Source organism: Thiobacillus denitrificans DSM 12475 (genome assembly GCF_000376425.1).
GTDB lineage: Bacteria > Pseudomonadota > Gammaproteobacteria > Burkholderiales > Thiobacillaceae > Thiobacillus > Thiobacillus denitrificans.
The window spans coordinates 1-20,388 of record NZ_AQWL01000004.1; the positions used below are offsets into that span (position 1 = coordinate 1).

Genomic DNA, 20,388 nt, shown 5'->3' on the forward strand with positions numbered 1-20,388 from the left:
GAGGCACCGAGATGGCCGGACACAAGCGCTTTACGTTGGCGACGGACATACAGGTCTATTTCTGTGACCCTCGGAGTCCTTGGCAGCGTGGAACCAATGAAAATACGAATGGGCTACTGCGACAGTATTTCCCCAAGGGAACCGATATTTCGACCTACTCGCAAGCCAAGCTCAATGCCATCGCGAGGAAATTGAATGAGCGCCCTAGGAAAACACTAAACTACGCAACACCCGCCGAACGATTTCACCAATCCGTTGCGTCGATCGGTTGAATCCGCCAGTCCAGAGCGGACGTATTCGCCTTGCCCGGCGTAGACCGAGGAGGCGATGGTGGGCCGACTAGTCTCGACCGGCTCGTCGTAGGCCATTGCCGTCATTCCGTTCCTTAGGCCTAAGCGGCGGGATCGGAATGGAAAGCGGCCCCTGATGACTGCGAAATCTGGGGCGATTCAATCCTTTGCCTGGGGTCGCTTGTTGTCACGAAGGTACTTCTGGTACCTCGTTGACGATTTCAGCATGTAGATACGTCCCTCGACCACAAACCCGTCAAGTTTATGCTGCAACGTGTAAGCTGAAAGATCGGACATCTTGTTGATGAAGCCCTTGTTCTTGAAATTCAGAGATGTATTGCATAAGACGCCATAGCCCGTTAGCGCCTTGAACGCAGCCAGCAACTCGAACATCGGGCGGTTGGTCAGAGCGGACACCGTTTGAATGCGCGCAGTCTGGTTTACATGGGTTACCGCTGCCAGCGCATCCGTGGAGGCCCGATGGGTGTAAAGCATGAACGGGCTTGGGTGATTGCATCCAAACCACTTTCCCGCGTCATCCTCCAAGCAGACGGGAGCGATCGGACGGAACTGCTCTCGCTGTTTGATGACGTTCAGCCGCTTTCTGGTGCTGGCTTTAAAAGGCGCGGCCAAGATGGAGCGGTTACCAAGAGCGCGCGGTCCAATCTCGTACCGGCCATTTGTCCACCCCATGATCAAATCACTGGCCAACATGTCGGCGACGGTTGAAATGTTCGGTTCCCACTCGTCGAAGTGAGCGGCATCGACACCTTCGTCGGACAAGAAATGCAGTCCGGAATAGACATCCCACGTGACCTTGGGATTGCCGGTGAAATGGAACTGCGCGTCGATGGCTGTACCAATCGCTGACCCCGAATCGTTCGCGACGGGAGGGACGAACACGTCGCAAAAGAATCCTGACTCTTTCCACTTCGTGTTCCAGTCGCAATTGAGGCCACATCCTCCCGCTACCAACAATGGCACGCCCCGTTTCAGATTTTCCGTAGCAAACCGCTGAAACCGGTCGAACAGACGGTCGCTGAAGATACCCGCGAAGTTGCGGAATTCCGGATCTTCCAGCCCCACGTTGTAGTGCCGCAACTCTTTCAGGGCTTCACACTGGCTGGGCGTGAGGTGCTGACAATCCTGCAGTAAGAAGGAAATTATTCTCTCTTCCTCTTCCGACGGCTCGCTTCTCTTCGAAAACGAAGCGAGCGCCATCAATTTTCCTGCATCAGAAAACCGGGAGAATTCGGCGGTGCTTTTGTCGAAAGTTGGATCTGCCAATGCGTAGAGCATTGCGTATCGATGGCCAGGCTCTGGCATGACGTCGCCGACCTTCGTCACATTCAACTCTGCATCGATCTCGTAAAACGCTCCGATGACTCCCTCCCAAAGCAGCACGTAACAGGGAGTTCCCTTCGGCAAGTTGGACATTCCAAAGGCGCATAGGATGTGCGAGCGTTCGTGGGACGATGAAAAGAAGTCGACACTCTTGCCCAACAAGCGCTTCTTGCTGGTAACTACTTGGTCGCGAAGGCTGCCACGGTAGTCAGCAAAGGCCTCTTGCCCGAGTGGGGAGTCGCCGGGCCACCAACCTCCTCTGCACAGCACGTCGGGAACGGCCTGAAGTTCGGCGAGTGCGTCGAATGTATCGGGAACAGATAGCGATGAATGCCGGTACTTCGAATTCTTCTCAGCCTCGATGGAAAACACCAAGCGACCGTCCTCAACATACGTAAATGCGCCGTCGTGGCCAGGGTTATACGAGAGTATCTTCATGTTGCTGTTCCACTGGTAACTGGGCCGTCCGAGGCGGGATGAACTCATCTTGGCGCTCAGGCAACGATGGGCTGTACGCTCTTACGCGAATCGATTGCACGTGGGTCATGGCCGGAAGCCGGCGGGTGTTAAGTCGTCCCGCGAGCTGACTGGATCGAGAGGGCCAAGTGTTGATATGTAGTTTCATCGGCAAGTGTGGAATCGGAGTTGGATCCCAAAGCACACGCCGATGAACAAGCTGATCATCCACCAACCATCGGATCTCGCACGGGGACCATTCGATGGTATACCGATGCATACCCTTCGAGGCGTCGAAGCCCAACTCGATGTGGCTTGGGGCACCTCTGTAGCCGTAGTCGAACTGAGCACCTTCATTACCTGGGTTGTAGAAGACGTTGACAAGGAGACGATCTGGCATGTTGCCGGCAATCTCGATGTCAATTTCTTGGTGCGGTGAATTACGGTGAAGAAAAAAACCAGTGATCACCCCCGGCACGTTAGACGCTTGGAAAGTAGATTCGAACCTCCCGAAAAGGTACTGGGCATGACTGCTCAGGGCGCCTGCGCTGTATTGCCGAACGCCTAGCTCTTCTCGACGTACGTGAAACATTGTGCCCCCGGCACCGTGGAATTCAACGTTCAGCGGACGAAAAAGCGCCAAATTGCCGGTGAAGGTATCGGTCCTTGCAGACCAGCGCAGCGGGTCGAGATGCTCTAGGCGATCATCGACATCGATCCACTTTCCTTCGTTCTTATGGACCGTGGGTACAACATGAATACCTAACCAGCCGCGGTGATCAGACTCAACGACCCAGGGGGATCGATCCCGCTCAGGTGTAGCGCGCTTGCGAGCAAGATCAGTCTTTAGACCGACTTCAAGGGTGTGCCGTTGCCCTAGGTCCTCCAACTTTGGGAACGAGCACGAAGGTGGCGGACACTTGAGGTGCTCGCAGAGGATCCTCCAAGCATGCACGTCGCCCGAATCAAGCACGACGACGTCCGAGCCTTCGAGGTCGGTTGGAACGCTCCAAGCGGTTTGAGTAACGGCTTCGCTTGGAGGGAGGGTCACGATGAACTTAGCTTGAGGATAGACGCGTCGAAGGTCCCCGACCATCAATTCCAGACATCCCACGTTGACGTACGCATTGAAGACCCGGTCGACACTGCCCTCACGAAGCCGCGTCAACTCCAGCAATGGCAGCTCATTCAGATCGCTGCAGCATCGGTACCCAAGCATCGACAACGCCATCGCGAGGGAAGACTGGCCTGAGTTGGCAGGCCCAAATGCAAAAACAGGCAGCTGAGTCGGACGAATGTTAAACAGAGCAGCACCCTCGCTATTGATCGCGCCGATCGTGGAGAGGGTGGGAAGAATCGAGTACAAATTGCTGGAGGGGGCGTCTCTTCTTTGACGAACAAGGGAGCGCCTCGTTGCTCGCACGTTCAGCACGCTGAACTGATGGTTGATCCAAAGATCGACCGGGCCGCGACAAGGTAGTAAACGAAGAAGCTTTTCTGCGCCTTTTCGGGAGAGTATGTACCCGGACAAAAACCACAGTCCGCGCACTGGTCGGAACACATTGCTCGACACGAACGTTTTGGGGGCACCATGCGTCACTTCCATGTACGACACATAGAGGATGTCGAAGCCTTCGTGCTTTCGTCCTTCGATCGCAATATCCTTCCAAGCTTGGTCCACATGACGGGCAAAACGGGGATGAAACCACACGTCGTCTTCAAGGATAAGAGCATTTTCTTGCTCTCCCTGCGCAACTCGCCTCCAAACCTGAATGTGTGATTTGGCAACCGCCACCTCAGCCCTACTCATTTGGATAGGTGCTTCAAGCTCGTACCGCGTCGGTAGTGTCTGTGGTTGAGGCTCGACAAAAAGTTGATCTGCCAACGTGTAATAGGGATCGACTTCTGCGTCTTTGGCGGGATCTTGTGAAAAACATCTTGCATCCACCGCTGCATGCCGTTCCGTGAGGTTGAGAAGCTCAGTGCCGAACGCATCCCGTATGCGTCCAAGCTCCTGTTTGACGCGGGACCATCGAGTTGGCTCGCGGTCAAGGTTGATTACGTAGATTTTTTCAATCGCCTGACCGTTCAATGTTCGTTGAGCGCCGAATGCTTTCGAAGTCTGCACCGGAAGCATCTTGCGAAGGCCGTGCCATAGGTGAAAAGCCAGACGGAGGGCAGCTACGGGGGGGCGTGCCGGATTCACTGCGCGTCCGAAAGCGAAGATGCACGGTACGCCTGCTGATTGGACAGCCTCCAGTTCCTCGAGTCGTTGCGGTAGCTAAGTGGCCACTGGCTAATGGATGTCAGTTCCCAATCGTGCGCAACCATCATCGCGTTAGGCGAGCATCCTTCGTTAAGCACTTCGAACACTGACCGGGTGAGGTTGCCAGGACCGGTCGTAGCCTGGACCTCGGGCAACCCGCTCGCTAAATCCGCCTCAAGGGACAAGGTAGCGTTCAACAACGCTCTTTCAACGATGGGGTGATGGCGCGACGCGATCAGAGGCGTGGTGTTGAAATAGAAAATCCACCCCGGCTGGTTGGCTCCCGGCTCAGTAAAGATTGACGGTGCCACCATTTGAGACGTTGCAATGTCGTAGCAGAACGGCTGAAGCTTCAGTCGTCCATCCAGGAATAGTTGGTCGATCGGCGTGCCGTGGTAGACATCATCGGCATCGATGTAGAAACCTCCTTCTACGAGCACGTACGAGTAACGAAAGTAGTCCGACATCATTGAAGGGTGGTAGCACCTGTTAAAGGCTCTCTCATGGCGAGCACCTAAGCGGTTTCGGATGAACGTTCTTGCAGAGCTCTCGTCGAACACCTCTAACTCAAACCCGATCCTTTCGAGTTGTTTCCACGAGTCCATGCAGGCTTTGACGTCTTCAGGCAATCGCTGCAGATTGTTCCAGAACTGCACGATGCGCTTTGGAGTCGGGCTCGCCCACGTCGTCGAGGCGAACGTTAAGACATCACGGCGCTGCACCATGTCACGTACGAAGTTAGAGCGCGCACGTTCGGTAGGCCCCAGTGGATCGGCTTTGACAGCTTGGTTCATATCTCTTGCTTCGCCCATTATTACGTTTGTCCCTATGACATAGTGTTGGCAATTATGGGGGCCTTGGATGAGTTACTACAAACTGCGCGCGCTCTGCGGGGCAGCTGACATGCCTGATTGAGCTGCTCGTTGCGTAGCAGGAGGCGGTAGACCTAGTCGCGCGCATACAGAATGGCTGGCCGCCGGGGCAACTGACCGAGCAACGTTCTACGATGGCGGGGCTGAAGGGGGGGTGGACTATCCGGCTTATTTTGTTCAGCTAAGGTGACGGGGTGTTCTCCATGCTCCATTTTCGCCGTGGCCTCGTCGGGTCAAAGCCAGACTGAAGTCTTCATTAACCGCAGAACGATCACCAGCACTGGCTGCCGACCGGCCGCAACGGGGGCACAGCCCACTGCCTGAACGGTTCTGCTGAACGTCTCTAATCAGCCTATAGGGGACGTATTCGGTTGCAGTCTTGAGCGGCCGCTCAGGCCGAACAAGAGACAGGCGTACCTCTCAGCTTGAGCTTCTGCTCCTGGCCGGCACCAGCCCGACAACCTGATGCCAGAAAGCGGCCACCCCGCCGAAAACGGTGTGGCCGCAGAAGAGTATCGCTAGATTTCCGTCTGCTCGGAAATCTCCAAAGCGTCGTCCACCTCGATGCCGAGGTAGTGGACCGTGCTTTCCAGTTTGGTGTGACCAAGCAGGAGCTGAACGGCCCGAAGATTCTTCGTCCGTTTGTAGATCAGCGTGGCCTTGGTGCGACGCATCGAATGCGTCCCATATGCCGATGAATCCAGCCCAACAGCGTGGACCCAATGATGCACGAGGCGCGCATATTGGCGAGTCGACACGTGCGGTGACCTGCTGACCCGGCTTGGAAACAGATACTGGTCGGTGGTATGCAACTGAGCCTTTTCGATCCAGGCTGCCACAGCGATTCTCGTTGGCTCCGTCAATTCAAATTGGACGGGACGCTGCGTCTTCCGCTGGATGACCATGGCACGAGAGAGGATCTGGTGCCCGTTGGTCACGTCACGCACGTGCAGATTGACGAGATCGCAGCCGCGCAGTTTGCTGTCGATCGCCAAGTTGAACATGGCAAGGTCACGGACGGCATGTCTGTTCTGTAGGTGTATACGGATGGCCCAGATGTCCTTGGGCTTCAGCGGCGGCTTCTGGCCAACAAGCTTGCCCTTGTTCCATGCTTGCCGTTGTGGGATGTTTTCCATGACAGACTCCTTGGTTGTTGAAGGGAATCTGTTTGAAGATCACGGAAGCGAAGTCCGCTATCTGGTGGGGTTTTCTTCGCGCACTATCGGCCAAAAAGGGACATTGGCCTAGTTCATCTAGGGACCTGCTTACCCTCCCAAAAGGGACATTCACCCTGTCCATATTATTGGAGGTTATTATAGAGACGCAGGAAATCGATAACGATTAAAAATCAGGAGGATAGGAGTCCATAATGGGCGCCCTGAATAATTATGGACGTTAGGGGGGAGGCTTGAACAAGCGGGCCGTAATTGGTATCGCCGTAGTCGTAGGCGTCCTTGCGATTGCAGCACCCATCGCAGCCTCCCTGTATTGGGCTGAGAAGCAAAACCTCGCGGAACAGCAGAGCCGGGGCGACAGAGTGGCCAGCGAAGTCCTTCGGCGCATGGATCTTATGGCCGACGAGACCTTCGAAATGTTCCGCCTGATGAAGGCTGCCAAGGCTACCGACTCATGTTCGGAGCAGAACATCCGCTTGATGCGTCGCATCGCCATGCAAATGGACCAGCTTAAGGCAGTGGGGTACGTGGCGAACGATCACTTAATATGCAGCTCATTCGGCCGCCATGACGTAGGAAGCATGGGCATCCCGCTCGGCCCGCCAGCATACCGCAGCCCTCTCGGCTCTGATGTCCGCACATCGGTTCGATTCGAAGATGTTCCGGGCAAGACTTTCCTCGTCTCGACAGACAGATCAACCGGCTATACCGCCATAATAGATGGCGATCAAGCGCTTCTGCCAAACGTGCCGGATATTTCGATGGGCGCATTTTTCGGTTCCACGAAGACACCCCTTGTGTCGCATGGCGATTTCAATCCGCGATGGATGGAAGAACTCGGCAGTGCGACAGAGGCACATTTTTCCAGTGGCCGACATCTCGTCGCGTTCAAGAGGTCTTCAAAATATACGTTCGCATCGTTCGCTGCGATTAAACAAACGACGGTAAGAGAAGGCTTACAACGCGCGGCAATGCTTATGATCCCCGCCGGCGTCGGTGCCGGTCTGGTGCTCGCGCTCGCAGTCTTTTACGGGACGAGATACCAGATGTCTCCCCGTGCTTTGATCAAGGCCGGTCTGAGGCGGAACGAATTCTTTCTCGTTTATCAACCGGTTGTCGAGCTACAGAGCGGCAGGTGTGTCGGGGCAGAAGCGCTCATCCGCTGGCGCCGACCTGATGGCACGATAGTAAGACCAGACATGTTCATCCCGTACGCCGAAGAATCGGGACTCATCCACGATATAACGAAGGAGGTGCTGCGGCTCGTCGCTCACGACACGGCGCGATTCCTCAAGGCACATCCGCATCTGCACATCGGGATCAACCTGTCGTCCAAAGACTTGGTGATCGCCGAGACTACGCAGCTTGTGCGCGACCTCATCCGCGAGATGGGCGTCAAGCCACATAATATTATGGTTGAGGCGACAGAACGCGGCTTCATGCAGGCGGACGTCGCACGACGCATAATGGACGATATCCACTCCCTCGACGTGCGAATCGCCATCGATGATTTCGGCACCGACTATTCCAGCTTGTCCTACCTGGAGAAGTTCCATCTCGACTATCTGAAAATCGACAAGTCCTTTGTTGATACGATGGGCGGTGAAGCCGCAACCAGCCAGGTCGCACTGCATATCATTGAGATGGCGAAGTCGCTCAAGCTGGAGATGATTGCCGAAGGAGTGGAAACCGAAGAACAACGCCGCTTTTTGGCGCAGCGAGGCGTTCAATACGCGCAGGGCTACCTCTTCGCCAAGCCGTTGCCGTTTGCGGAGTTCGCCGCGTATGTGGAAAAGACGGAAAAGCAGCCTGACCCAGTGGTAGGCGCGATGCAATATCCGCTTTTGACCGACTCGTGACGGTGCTCTTCGGAGGCGTGTGCCGCTGAACGGCGGCTTGCAGAAACGACCGCCGCAGTCGACACGCGCCTGTAGCCTGACGTTGAACGACTGCTTCCCGGCTGACAACAGACAGAAACTGTAGGGTCACAAACGCCTGCTATGGGTCGAAAGTGCGCGTTCGCCGTATTGGAAAGCTGCCGTTCGGCGTGAGCTCTGATCAGCGACTGCTCAAAACCGCATAGCGGACCACGTTTACCCAGAACCCCACCGGCCGCTTCGGCCGATTAGCAGACAACCAACGGATAGGGGCAGGTCTTGCAAAGTAACATTCCCATCCGCTTCTCTTCAGTGGAGCAAGACAACGCCGGAGGGCAGTAAGAAGAGCCCATTAGCGCCTCCGGGCACCTGAGGGAGAATTCAGCTTCCTGGACTCCCGCTCTCCCACCCTGGCACGCCAGGATGGAACTTCCCCCACACTCATGCCCCCCGTCAGGTTCCGGTTGCTCTCGGCCCTCGCGCTGTCGCTGGGCGTTCACGCCGGCCTGCTGGCGCTGGGCAAGTTCCACGCGCCGCTCCCTCCGCCCCCGGCCGTCGAGGAGCCGTTGCGGGTCGAGCTCACGCTTGCGCCGGTGCGGCCGGTGAACCCTGTCCACCCTGCCCCGACGCCGCAACGCGTGGAGCAGAAACGGGTTCGCGTGCCGGATGCGCCGGTGCCACCCGTGGCCGAGAAGACACCCGCCACGATGGCCGCGCCGCTCGCGCCCACCGCGGAGGAGTGGCAACTCGCCTCCACCTACACGCTCAAGAACAGCAAGCGCTACCGCTACAACTGGGGCCAGCAGGTACGCAGCATGATGGGGACGGCGATCGAGGGCGAACGTCAGGGCCTGGTGCGTTTCCGCATCGAGATCGCGCCCGACGGCAGGCTCATGAAGGCGGACGTGCTGTGGTCGACCTCGGATGTCGTCGAGAAGCTGGCCCTGCAGGCGATCCGCGCCATGCCGCCGCTGCCGCCGACGCCGACGGGCAAGCCGCTGGTATTCGAGAAGACCATCGCCTTCCTGCCCTTCGAGACGGGCTGGCCGCCGATCTACAAGTACGACTGCCTGCCGGATCCGCCGTCTTTCCGCAACCCGTTCGCGCGGAACGGCGCTGCGCCTGCCCATTCTGAGCGTACTTCGCCGCCGGACAGCGCCACGTCGGAGACCGAGTGTCCGGACACCGGGCTGGACTCGATCGAGGCCGAGGAAAAGGACATGGAGCGCCAGTTCAAGGAATGGGGTTCGGTCGGCGAGTGAACGGGGCGATTGCGTTCCGGGAATGACAGCTTTGGCACCGTGCGGGGGACGCGAACAAATCCTTCGACAAGCTCAGGCTGCGTCGTGAGCCTGTCGAACGGACGAACGGCAAAATCTGCGCCTGATCGACCTGCTTGAGCGGCTCCGCACTTCAGCCCTTGAGCAGCCCGCCGAACTTCGCCTCGGCCTTGGCCACCTTCGGCGCGACCACGAACTGGCAATACGGCCGATGCGGGTTCTGCTCGTAGTAGCGCTGATGGTAGTCCTCGGCGGGATAGAAGGTCGTCGCTTCAGTCACTTCCGTCACGATGGGCACGGCGAACTGCTTTGACGCATTCAGCTCGGCGATCGCGGCTTCGGCCTCGGCCTTCTGCCCGACCGTGTGCCAGAAGATGGCCGAGCGGTACTGGGTGCCGACGTCGTTGCCCTGGCGGTTGAGCTGGGTGGGATCGTGGATCGTGAAGAAGACGTCGAGCAGGTCGCGAAACGCAATCACGTCGGGGTCGAACGTCACCCGTACGACTTCGGCATGGCCGGTGTCGCCGTTGCAGATGTCCTCGTAGGTGGGGTTGAGCGTGTGGCCGCCCATGTAGCCCGAGGCGGCGGATTCGACGCCGTGCAGGCGGTTGAAAACGGTTTCGGTGCACCAGAAGCAGCCGCCGGCGAGGGTTGCGATTTCACGAGCCATTCCATTTCTCCATTGCACGGTCGTTCAGATTTGCCTCTCACCCGCAAGGAATACGCCAGTGGATGCCCCGTTGCCTGGCAACGCCCCTCCTGCAGCCGCTTGCAGGGAAGGAGAGTGAGCACATCAGACGACCGGCACGGTTTCCTTGAACGAGGCGCGCGCCATCAGCTTGTCGAAAAGTTTTGCCAGGTTGGGGTGCGCGTCGCGCCAGTCGATTTCAGGGAAGCGCAGATTCAGATACCCCAGCGTGCAACCGCAGGCGACGTCGGCGAGCGTCATGCTGTTGCCAAGATACCAGGGCTTTTCGCCGAGTGCCTCGGACAGGGCTTCGAGTCCGCGGAACAGAGTTTTTTCCTGCATCGTCAGCCAGTCGGCGCTCTGTTTGTCGGCGGGGCGTTTTTTCTCGTAGAAAATCGCGACCGCGGAGTCGGTAACGCCATCGGCCAGCGCTTCGACGCCGCGCACCATCATGCGGCTTTTCGGCTCGCCGGGAATCAGGTGCGAAACCGGACTGATGTGGTCGAGATACTCGACGATGACGCGCGAATCGAACACCGATTCACCGTCTTCCAGCACCAGCACCGGCACCTTGCCGAGCGGGTTGAAGTCGGACACCGGGCTGTCGGGCCGCCAGGGGTCCTCGATCTGGAGTTGGAACGGGATTTTCTTTTCCGCCAGCACCACACGAACTTTGCGGCCGTAAGGACTGGTGAGCGAGGTGACGAGTTTCATTCGGGTTCCCTGAGTACAGCTTTGTTAGGCATGGTTATGGCGCAGCGCCGTCATTATCACCCGGCGCCAGCGCGGCTCCAACCCGTTCGCGCAGGGCCGGCAACACTTCGGTCTCGAACCAGGGATTACGTTTCAGCCACAGGCGGTTGCGCGGACTGGGATGCGGCAGCGGAAATAAATTCGGGGAGAATTCGCGCCACCTGGCCACCGTGTCGGCCAGCGTTCTGCCACGGCGCCGCCCCAGGTAATACGCCTGGGCGTAGGCACCGATCAACAGCGTCAGCCGGATCTGCGGCATGGCCTGGATCAACTGCGGATGCCACAGTGGCGCGCATTCCGGGCGCGGCGGCAGGTCGCCGCCTTTCGCCGTGCCGGGGTAGCACAGGCCGGTGGGGACGATGGCAATGCGCGCCGCATCGTAGAACTGTTCGCGCGTCATTCCCAGCCATTGCCGCAGTAAATCGCCGGAGGGATCGTTCCATGGAATGCCGGTCTCGTGCACGCGCCGTCCCGGCGCCTGGCCGACAATCAGCAGGCGCGCGGTGGGAGAGACCTGCAGAACGGGGCGTGGGGAATGGGGCAAGTTTGCGGCGCAGACGGTGCACGCCTGCACCTTCTCCACCAGCCTGCCAAGGCCTTCCGGCTGGTCGGGATCAGCCGGCGTGGTCGACGATAAACTGCTTGACCGCATCGATGTCGGCATCCATGACGTATTTTTTCTGCGGCTGCGCCTCCAACTCGGCGAGTTCGGCCGGGCGCACCGGCTCGACGCCGAGCGCCTCGCGGATTGCGTCCTCGAACTTGGCCGGCTGCGCGGTTTCCATGCAGATCAGCGGTACGCCCGGCTCGCGGTGCTCGAGGCCCACTTTCAGGCCGTCGGCGGTGTGCGGATCGATCATGGTGCCATAGACCTCGTACACGGTGCGGATGGTGTCGATGCGGCTGGCGTGGTTGCTCGATCCCGAGACCATGCCGAACTCGGCCACGCGCCTGAACAGGCCATCTGCATCGAGATCGAAACTGCCGCCGGACTCCACCGCCGCCCACAGGCTGCGGATCCTGGCGGCATCGCGCCCGCTGAGATCGAACACGAAGCGCTCGAAGTTGGACGCCTTGGAGATGTCCATCGACGGGCTGGAAGTGTGTTTGGTCTCAGGCCGCGGACGGTAGACGCCGGTCTTGAAAAATTCGTCGAGCACGTCGTTTTCGTTGGTGGCGACGATCAGCTTGCGGATCGGCAGGCCCATCTGGCGCGCGATATGGCCGGCGCAGACGTTGCCGAAATTGCCCGACGGTACGGAGAACGACACCGGCTGGTCGTTGTCGTGGGTGGCAGCGAAGTAGGCCTTGAAGTAGTAGACGCTCTGCGCCGCGACACGCGCCCAGTTGATCGAGTTGACCACGCCGATGTGATGCTTCGTTTTAAAGCCGAGATCGTTGGAGACCGCCTTGACGATGTCCTGGCACTGGTCGAACACGCCGCGGATCACCAGGTTGTGGATGTTGGCGTCCGTGAGCGCATACATCTGCGCCTGCTGGAAGCGCGTCATGCCGTGCTCGGGCGACAGCATGAAGACGCGGATGCCGCGCTTGCCGCGCATCGCGTATTCGGCGGCGGAACCGGTGTCGCCCGAGGTGGCGCCGAGGATGTTGAGCTCGCCGCCGGTTTTCGCCAGCACGTACTCGAACAGGTTGCCCAGGAGCTGCATCGCCATGTCCTTGAACGCCAGCGTCGGGCCGTTCGACAGCGCCAGCACGTGCAGGCCGGGCTCCAGCGTTTTCAGCGGGGTGATGTCCTCGGCGTTCTCGCCCGGGCTGGCGTAGCGGTAGACATCGGCGGTGTAGGTCTTGTCGATCAGCCGGCGCAGGTCGTCGTGCGGGATGTCGTCGATCAGGCGCGACAGTACGGCGAAGGCCAGTTCGCGGTAATTCATTCCGCGCATCGTCGCGAGTTCGGCCTCGCTGAAGTGCGGATAGGTCTCCGGCACATAGAGGCCGCCGTCACTGGCGAGTCCGCCGAGCAGGATTTCGGAGAAACGTAATTGCGGTGCAAGGCCGCGCGTGCTGAGGTAGTTCATTGCCTGCCCCTGGTTACCTGGCTGCCAGTTCTTCGAGACGGATGCGCATCACCTGCCCCGCCACGGCGTCGAGCGCCTCGATCCTGGCGATCGCGGCATTGACGTTTTTTTCCACCGTGAGATGAGTCAGCAGGATGATGTTGACCTGCTCCTCGCCCTCGGCGGGTTCCTTCTGCACCATGGCGTCGATGGAGATGTCGCTGTCGGCCAGGATGCGGGTGATGTCGGCCAGCACGCCCGGACGGTCGAAGGCGCGCAGGCGCAGGTAGTAGGCAGTGCGCACCTCGTCCATCGGCAGGATCGGCGTGGCGGCCAGCTGGTCGGGCTGGAACGCCAGATGCGGCACGCGATGGTGCGGATCGGCGGTATGCAGCCGGGTGACGTCGACCAGGTCGGCGACCACCGCGGAAGCGGTCGGCTCGGCGCCGGCGCCAGCGCCGTAATACAGCGTCGGGCCGACGGCGTCGCCCTTCACCAGCACCGCGTTCATCGCGCCGTCGACATTGGCGATGAGGCGCCGCTCGGGAATCAGCGTCGGGTGGACGCGCAGTTCGATACCGGCCTCCGCACGGCGGGCGATGCCCAGCAGCTTGATGCGGTATCCCAGTTCCTCGGCGTATTGCACGTCCTCGCGCGTGAGATTCGAGATGCCCTCGGTGTAGACACGCTCGAACTGCATCGGGATGCCAAAGGCGATCGCCGACAGGATGGTGAGCTTGTGCGCGGCATCGATGCCCTCGATGTCGAAGGTCGGGTCGGCCTCGGCGTAGCCGAGCTCCTGTGCCTGCTTCAGCACGTCGGCGAAGGCGGCGCCCTTGTCGCGCATCTCGGTGAGAATGAAGTTGCTGGTGCCGTTGATGATGCCGGCCAGCCACTCGATACGGTTGGCGGAAAGCCCTTCGCGCAGCGCCTTGATGATGGGGATGCCACCCGCCACTGCGGCCTCGAACGTCACCATCACGCCCCTGGCCTGCGCCGCGGCGAAGATTTCATTGCCGTGCTTGGCGACCAGATGCTTGTTGGCGGTCACCACGTGCTTGCCGTTGGCGATCGCCTGCATCACCAGCTCACGCGCCGGCTCCAACCCGCCGATCAGCTCGACCACGATGTCGATATCGGGATCGTCGACCACGTCGAACGGGTTGGTCGTCAGCGGCAGGTCGCCCGCCAATGCCCTGGCCTTTTCAAGATTGCGTACCGCCGCGCGCAGCACACGGATTTCGCGGCCGGCGCGACGGGTGATTTCTTCGGCATTGCGGCGCAGCACGGTGAGCGTGCCGCCACCGACGGTTCCCAGGCCCAGCAGGCCGACGTGGATGGGCTTCATTGTGTGATCTCGGTCAAAAAAACATTTATCCGCGAATACCCGAAGGGCATAAAGGACGCGAAGAAGCGCGAAGAAAACCCAGGACATTCGAATCGTTTCCTGGAATTTTCTCTTGCATTGTCTTCGGGTCTCTTCGCGTACTTCGCGGATGAAAAAAAATCAGCGATGTGCCCGTTGCCGGTCGAGAAAGCGGCTCATGCGGCCGATTGCCTCGATCAGGCCTTCTTCGTGCGGCAGGAACGCCACCCGGATGTGATCCGGATGCGGCCAGTTGAAACCGGTTCCCTGCACCACCAGCACACGCTCCTCATCCAGCAGATCGAGGATGAATTTCTGGTCGTCGTGGATGCGGTAGTACTTGGGGTCGAGCCGCGGGAACAGGTACATCGCCGCCTTCGGCTTGACGCAGCTGACGCCAGGAATCAGGCTCAGCAGTTCGTGCGCCAGGTCGCGCTGGCGGGCCAGCCGGCCGCCTGGCGCGACCAGGTCGTTGATGCTCTGGTAGCCGCCCAGCGCGGTCTGGATCGCGTATTGCCCCGGCACGTTGGAGCACAGGCGCATCGACGCCAGCATGTTGAGGCCTTCCAGATAGTCCTTGGCGTGGCGCTTGTCGCCCGACACGATCAGCCAGCCGGAACGATAGCCGCAGGCGCGGTAGTTTTTCGACAGGCCGTTGAAGGTGACGATCAGCACGTCCTCGGCCAGCGAGGCGATCGAGGTGTGCACCACGCCGTCGTACAGCACCTTGTCATAGATCTCGTCGGCGTACACGATCAGTTGATGCTGGCGCGCGATCTCCAGGAGTTCCAGCAGCAGTTCGGTCGGATACAGCGCACCGGTGGGGTTGTTCGGATTGATGATGACGATGGCGCGCGTATGTGGCGTGATCTTGGCGCGGATGTCGTCGAGATCGGGCAGCCAGCCGGCGCCCTCGTCGCACAGGTAGTGCCGCGGCTTGCCGCCGCCCAGGCTTACTGCTGCGGTCCACAAGGGGTAGTCCGGCGCCGGCACCAGCACCTCGTCGCCGTTGTTCAGCAGCGCCTGCATCGCCATCACGATCAGTTCGGAGGCGCCGTTGCCGACGATGATGTCATCGATGGTCACCCCGGCGATGCCTTTGCGCTGGGTCTCGTGCATGATCGCCTTGCGCGCCGAGAACAGGCCCTTGGAGTCGCTGTAGCCGGACGCATTCGGCAGGTTGACGATCACGTCCTGGACGATCTCCTCGGGCGCGTCGAAGCCGAACGGCGCCGGATTGCCGATGTTCAGCTTGATGATGCGCTGGCCCTCTTCCTCCATCTGCCGTGCGCGCGCCAATACCGGGCCGCGGATGTCGTAGCAGACGTTGTCCAGCTTGGACGATTTACGAATGGTGCGTAAGCATGGCTTGGTGTCTGCCGTCACAACGAATCCTTGTCAACCTGCGTAAAATCAAGGCAACAAATCAAAGTAAAACAACGCCTTGGAAAACGCGCGATTTTACCGGAGCCGCCCCGCCCCGGCAAACGCTGCGCAGGGCGGCAGAAAGCCGGCTACCTTCGAATCTGCTATGGTTTCGTCATGAAACTGCACCTCAATACCGCCCCGAACCAGCTGCTGTTCACCGGCTATGCGGCCGGCCACGTGCTGATTGGCGGCACACGCCACGATACGGGCCTGTTGCTCACCGCCCGCGGCATCGAGGCCGCGCCTTGGGCGGGGCTGGACTTTACGGCGCTCACGGTGGCGCACTTTGCCTGGATCGCCGAGCACCCGGTCGACATCGTGCTGCTCGGCACCGGCACCCGGCTGCGCTTTCCCCAGCCTGCGCTCACCCGCCCGCTGCTGGATGCCCGCATCGGGCTGGAAGTCATGGACCTCGGCGCGCTCTGCCGCACCTACAACATCCTGATCGCCGAAGGCCGCAACGTGGGCGCAGCGGTGCTGATCGACCCCGATTAGCCCGGCTCCCGCGAACGCCTATTCCGGCATCATCTGCGCAAAGCTGGCGATGGCGGTGAATTCGCCGCAGTCCTTGTGCGGCTGTTTCGAATCCGGATTGCACACCGCCAGCAGGTGGGCGATGCCATAGGCCTGCGCACTCCGCAGTACCGGCAGGCTGTCGTCGACGAACAAGGTGCGCGCCTTGTCGTACGGCTCGACCTTCTGCAAGCCCTGCCAGAAATCCGGATGCTCCTTCGGTAGGCCGACCTGATGGGAAGAGACCAGCGCATCGAAATAGGCATCGATGCGGGTTTCGCGCATTTTCAGGCCGAGACTCTTGGGATGCGCGTTGGTCACCATCACCACCCGGCGTCCCGTCGCGCGCACCGCCTGCAAGAATGCCGGGACGTCCGGGCGCACGGCGATCAGGTGCGCGACCTCTTCCTTCAACTGCACGATGTCGAGCGCAAGCTCATTGCTCCAGAAGTCGAGGCAATACCAGTTGAGCGTGCCGCTGTGGCGCTCGTAATGCGCGGTGAGCCGGGCGCGTGCCACTTCCGGCGCCAGGCCGTGGTATTCGGCATAGCGACGCGGCATGTGCTCCAGCCAGAAGTGGTTGTCGAAATGGAGATCCAGCAGCGTGCCGTCCATGTCGAGGAAGACGCTCTGTATCTGCTGCCAATCGATCACTGCAGCGCCTCCCCATGCGCCGGCGACGGTCGCTGCCGTTTCCGGGTTAAAACAACTCGTCCTTGGATACGCCGCGCCGCCGCAACAGCTGCCGCAGCACGCGCAGGGATTCCATCTGGATCTGGCGCACGCGCTCGCGCGTCACCTGCAGTTCGAGCGCCAGGTCTTCCAGCGTGCAGGCTTCGCAGTTGTTGAGGCCGAAGCGCCGCTCGATCACCCAGCGCTGCTTGTCATTGAGCTGGGTCAGCCATTCGTGGACATGGTGTTCGATTTCTTCGATCTGCAGCATTTCGTCCGGCAGATGAACATTGTCGTCGGCGATCGTTTCGCCCAGCGACAGCGTGGGATCGACGTCGAGCGGCGCATCGAGCGATGCCACTCTTTCATTCAGCCGCATGATGCGGCGCACGTTCTCGACCGGATGACCGGTCAGTGCGGCGATATCGTCCGAGGTGGCATCGGTCACGCCGTGGGTTTCCAGATGCCGCTTGGCACGCAGATAGATGTTGAGTTCCTTGATGATGTGCACCGGCAGGCGGATGGTGCGCGACTGGTTCATGATCGCGCGCTCGATGTTCTGGCGGATCCACCAGGTGGCGTAGGTCGAGAAGCGGAAACCGCGCTCGGGGTCGAATTTTTCCAGCGCATGGATGAGACCGAGATTGCCCTCTTCCACCAGGTCGAGCAGCGTCAGGCCGCGGTTGGCGTAATGCTTGGCGATGTTGACCACCAGCCGCAGGTTGCGCTCGATCATGGTCTGCCGCGCCTCGAAGTCGCCCAGCACGGTGCGCCGCGCCAGCGCGACTTCCTCCGCTGCGGTCAGCAGCGGCGCCTGGCCGATTTCGTTGAGATAGAGCTGGGTGACGTCGACCTGCGGCTCGTCGAGGATGGCCGACGCCAGTTCTTCGCTGCTGTCCGCCACCGGCTGCTCCGTTTCGGCATCGCCTGGCGTCAGGTCTTCGGATTCGTCGCTGGATTGACGGCTCATGAACGCTCCGGAAGGTAGTTCAGTGGATCGAGCGGTTTGCCATAACGGCGGATTTCAAAATGAAGTTTAACCCGATCGGCATCGCTATCACCCATCAGCGCGATTTTTTGTCCGGCGCTCACGCTGTCGCCTTCCTTCACCAGGATCGCTTCGTTGTGTGCATAGGCGGAGAGGAACTCGCCCGCATGCTTGACGATCAGCAGACGCCCGTAGCCGCGCAGGCCGCTGCCGCTGTATACCACCTTGCCGGGCGCCACCGCTTTCACCGGCGCATTGCGTTGCCCGACGATGTCGATGCCTTTGCCGCCCGCTGCACCAAAACGCCCCGCCAGGGTGCCGTCGACCGGCCACAGCCAGTTGTCGACCGCCGCGCTCGGAGCGGGGGTCGGAGTCACGCTCCGAGCCGGAGCCGCGCTCGGAGCGGGAGCCGGAGCGGGAGCCGGAGCCGGAGCGGGGGTCGGAGCGGCGGCGGGCACCGGCTGGGCGACGGTGGGCGCGGCCGACACCTGCGCCCAGTTGGCCTCGGAATACGCCAGCAACACGGCTTGCGGTTCGCGCTGCAAAGGCGGCTCGACCAGCGGGCGCGCGCTCGGCACGGCCACCTCGTCGAGCGGTTTGATTTCGACCGCACCCGGTGGCGGCGTCAGCCGCAGCACCTGGCCAACCAGGATGCGGTCGGGCGAATCGAGCCGGTTCCAGTCGGCAACTTCGCGGTAATCCAGGCTGTTGGCAAACGCAATGGCATACAGCGTATCGCCGCGCTGAACCGTATACAGGCCGTTGGCGGACGGCACGATCTGCTGCGCCGGGCCGGGTTTGGCCGTAGCGGGTGGCATGCTGCCGACGCGCGCTGGCGTCCGTTCGCTCACCGGCGCCGGCGTGTGCGAGGCGCACCCCGCCATTCCCAACAGCAGTCCGCCCAGCCATACGGCCCTCACGCCGCCGCGGGCGGCCATCCTGATCACGCCACCCCCGGCAGCAAAGGGACGAATTTCACGCCTTCGAGCCGACGCTCGGTGAACTGATCGCCCTGGCGCTCGAACACGCACAGCGTCTGCGTGGCATTGCCGAGCGGCATCACCAGACGCCCGCCATCGCCCAGCTGGGCCAGCAAACCATGCGGCACCTCGGCAAACGCGGCCGCAATCACGATGGCGTCGAACGGCGCGAAATCCTTCGCCCCCGCCATGCCGTCGCCGTGCTTGGGCTTGACGTTGTTGACCCGCAGTTCACGCAGGCGCTGGCGGGTTTTGCCGACCAGCGCGGCGATGCGTTCCAGCGACACCACTTCGCGCGCCAGCCTGCCCAGCACGGCTGCCTGATAGCCGCAGCCCAGCCCGATTTCCAGTACGCGGCCCAGTTCATGGCCCTGGCTCGCCTCGCCGTGGCGCGCCAGTTCGGCCATGCGCGCCACGGTGTAAGGATTCGAAATGGTCTGTCCGAAGCCGATCGGCAGCGCTGTGTCCTCGTAGGCGCGCGACTCCAGCGCCTGGTCGACGAACAGATGGCGCGGCACCGCGCCCATCGCCGCCAGCACGATCTCGTCCTTGATGCCCTGCTCGCGCAGGCGCTCGACCATGCGGCCGCGCGTGCGTGCCGAGGTCATGCCGATGCCGGCGCGCAGGTTCAGGGATTCAGCCATACGCTTACGCTGTCCATCTGGCTGAAACGGGTCAGGTCCATTTGCAGCGGGGTGATCGAAACGAAGCCGTTGGCGATGGCATGAAAATCGGTGCCTTCGCCCGCATCCTGCGCGCCTCCCGATGCCCCCACCCAGTACACGGTCTGTCCGCGCGGGTTGGTGGTTTTCACCACCGGTTCGGCCTTGTGGCGCTTGCCCAGTCGGGTCACGCGTATGCCGCCGAGATCGGCCCAGGCGCGATCCGGCACATTGACGTTGAGCAGCATCGGCTCGGTCGGTGGCTGCGCCTGGATACGTTGCACCAGTTCGACCACCACGCGTGCGGCAGTGTCGAAGTGCTGCGCGCTGTGGTTGGCGAGCGATACCGCAATCGACGGGACACCGAGCAGATAGCCTTCGGTGGCGGCGGCGACGGTGCCCGAATAAATCGTGTCGTCGCCCATGTTGGCGCCGTGGTTGATGCCGGAGATCACCATGTCCGGCAGATGGTCGAGCATGCCGGTGACAGCCAGATGAACGCAGTCGGTCGGGGTGCCGTTGACGTAGTAAAAGCCACCCGGCTCCTGCCGCAACATCAGCGGGCGATCGAGCGTCAGCGAATTGGAAGCGCCGCTGCGGTCGCGTTCGGGCGCCACCACGGTGATGTCGGCCAGGGGAGCGAGCGTCCGCGCCAGCGCGGCAAGACCGGGGGCGAAGTAACCGTCATCGTTGGAAAGCAGGATGCGCATCAGCGGCCCCCAGCACTATCTATCGTCGAAAACACGGGCTGCATGAGAAC

General features: G+C 60.9%; 19 protein-coding genes. 4 read left to right on the forward strand and 15 right to left on the reverse strand.

The annotated features are described in order from the left end of the window. Positions 1-272: IS30 family transposase (locus tag B059_RS20255; protein WP_157273638.1), on the forward strand; the 272-nt coding region annotated here is incomplete at its 5' end. A gap of 177 nt (positions 273-449) precedes the next feature. Here the strand turns inward: B059_RS20255 and B059_RS0106820 are convergent. From B059_RS0106820 to B059_RS0106835, 4 genes are all read right to left on the reverse strand, one after another. Beyond that, complete coding sequence (locus B059_RS0106820; RefSeq protein ID WP_018077496.1) at positions 450-2,072, reverse strand: carbamoyltransferase C-terminal domain-containing protein; 1,623 nt, start codon at positions 2,070-2,072, stop codon at positions 450-452. Beyond that, on the reverse strand, positions 2,053-4,227 hold the full coding sequence (locus B059_RS18785) for a family 16 glycosylhydrolase (RefSeq protein WP_018077497.1): 2,175 nt from the start codon (positions 4,225-4,227) through the stop codon (positions 2,053-2,055). The genes B059_RS0106820 and B059_RS18785 overlap by 20 nt, the downstream gene beginning before the upstream one ends. Positions 4,228-4,292: 65 nt before the next feature. Then, positions 4,293-5,150 carry a glycosyltransferase family 32 protein gene (locus B059_RS0106830; RefSeq protein WP_018077498.1) on the reverse strand — a complete coding sequence of 286 codons (858 nt, stop codon included), beginning with the start codon at positions 5,148-5,150 and terminating at the stop codon, positions 4,293-4,295. Between the two features lie 596 nt (positions 5,151-5,746). Beyond that, complete coding sequence (locus B059_RS0106835) at positions 5,747-6,364, reverse strand: tyrosine-type recombinase/integrase (protein WP_018077499.1); 618 nt, start codon at positions 6,362-6,364, stop codon at positions 5,747-5,749. Positions 6,365-6,636: 272 nt separating this feature from the next. Between B059_RS0106835 and B059_RS18790 the strand changes: the two genes are divergently transcribed. Beyond that, positions 6,637-8,262 carry an EAL domain-containing protein gene (locus tag B059_RS18790; protein ID WP_018077500.1) on the forward strand — a complete coding sequence of 542 codons (1,626 nt, stop codon included), beginning with the start codon at positions 6,637-6,639 and terminating at the stop codon, positions 8,260-8,262. Between the two features lie 461 nt (positions 8,263-8,723). Next, positions 8,724-9,542 (forward strand): energy transducer TonB family protein, encoded by an 819-nt coding sequence (locus B059_RS0106845; protein ID WP_026177356.1) that lies wholly within the window; start codon positions 8,724-8,726, stop codon positions 9,540-9,542. 151 nt (positions 9,543-9,693) lie between these two features. On the opposite strand, the gene msrA is transcribed toward B059_RS0106845, so the two are convergent. The 6 genes from msrA to B059_RS0106875 form a co-directional block, all read right to left on the reverse strand. After that, entirely contained in the window at positions 9,694-10,230 is a 537-nt protein-coding gene (gene msrA, locus B059_RS0106850) for a peptide-methionine (S)-S-oxide reductase MsrA (protein WP_018077501.1), read from the reverse strand. Positions 10,231-10,353: 123 nt separating this feature from the next. Further along, positions 10,354-10,962, reverse strand: a complete 609-nt coding sequence (locus tag B059_RS0106855) for a glutathione S-transferase (protein ID WP_018077502.1) — start codon at positions 10,960-10,962, stop codon at positions 10,354-10,356. Between the two features lie 34 nt (positions 10,963-10,996). Next, positions 10,997-11,653 (reverse strand): uracil-DNA glycosylase family protein, encoded by a 657-nt coding sequence (locus B059_RS0106860; RefSeq protein ID WP_081601590.1) that lies wholly within the window; start codon positions 11,651-11,653, stop codon positions 10,997-10,999. Beyond that, complete coding sequence (thrC, locus tag B059_RS0106865) at positions 11,616-13,040, reverse strand: threonine synthase (protein WP_018077504.1); 1,425 nt, start codon at positions 13,038-13,040, stop codon at positions 11,616-11,618. Before thrC ends, B059_RS0106860 begins: the two co-directional genes overlap by 38 nt. Before the next feature lie 13 nt (positions 13,041-13,053). Beyond that, positions 13,054-14,367: a homoserine dehydrogenase gene (locus B059_RS0106870; RefSeq protein ID WP_018077505.1), complete on the reverse strand. Its 1,314-nt coding sequence runs from the start codon at positions 14,365-14,367 to the stop codon at positions 13,054-13,056. A 159-nt stretch (positions 14,368-14,526) separates the two neighbouring features. Further along, entirely contained in the window at positions 14,527-15,771 is a 1,245-nt protein-coding gene (locus tag B059_RS0106875) for a pyridoxal phosphate-dependent aminotransferase (RefSeq protein ID WP_018077506.1), read from the reverse strand. 156 nt (positions 15,772-15,927) lie between these two features. On the opposite strand from B059_RS0106875, the gene B059_RS0106885 reads away from it, so the two are divergent. After that, positions 15,928-16,308 carry an Mth938-like domain-containing protein gene (locus B059_RS0106885; protein ID WP_018077507.1) on the forward strand — a complete coding sequence of 127 codons (381 nt, stop codon included), beginning with the start codon at positions 15,928-15,930 and terminating at the stop codon, positions 16,306-16,308. 18 nt (positions 16,309-16,326) lie between these two features. On the opposite strand, the gene yrfG is transcribed toward B059_RS0106885, so the two are convergent. Genes yrfG through surE form a run of 5 tightly spaced genes read right to left on the reverse strand, consistent with a single transcriptional unit; the run spans position 16,327 to position 20,338 of the window. Beyond that, positions 16,327-16,980, reverse strand: a complete 654-nt coding sequence (yrfG, locus tag B059_RS0106890; RefSeq protein ID WP_018077508.1) for a GMP/IMP nucleotidase — start codon at positions 16,978-16,980, stop codon at positions 16,327-16,329. Positions 16,981-17,026: 46 nt separating this feature from the next. Next, a complete protein-coding gene (rpoS, locus tag B059_RS0106895) occupies positions 17,027-17,968 on the reverse strand; it encodes an RNA polymerase sigma factor RpoS (protein ID WP_018077509.1) in 942 nt (313 codons plus the stop codon). Continuing rightward, complete coding sequence (locus tag B059_RS0106900; RefSeq protein WP_038058377.1) at positions 17,965-18,924, reverse strand: peptidoglycan DD-metalloendopeptidase family protein; 960 nt, start codon at positions 18,922-18,924, stop codon at positions 17,965-17,967. Before B059_RS0106900 ends, rpoS begins: the two co-directional genes overlap by 4 nt. A gap of 5 nt (positions 18,925-18,929) precedes the next feature. Then, the gene (locus B059_RS0106905) at positions 18,930-19,610 is read right to left on the reverse strand and encodes a protein-L-isoaspartate(D-aspartate) O-methyltransferase (protein ID WP_018077511.1); all 681 of its coding nucleotides are present in this window, start codon (positions 19,608-19,610) and stop codon (positions 18,930-18,932) included. Continuing rightward, positions 19,595-20,338: a 5'/3'-nucleotidase SurE gene (gene surE / locus B059_RS0106910; RefSeq protein WP_018077512.1), complete on the reverse strand. Its 744-nt coding sequence runs from the start codon at positions 20,336-20,338 to the stop codon at positions 19,595-19,597. Before surE ends, B059_RS0106905 begins: the two co-directional genes overlap by 16 nt. Positions 20,339-20,388: the final 50 nt, after the last annotated feature.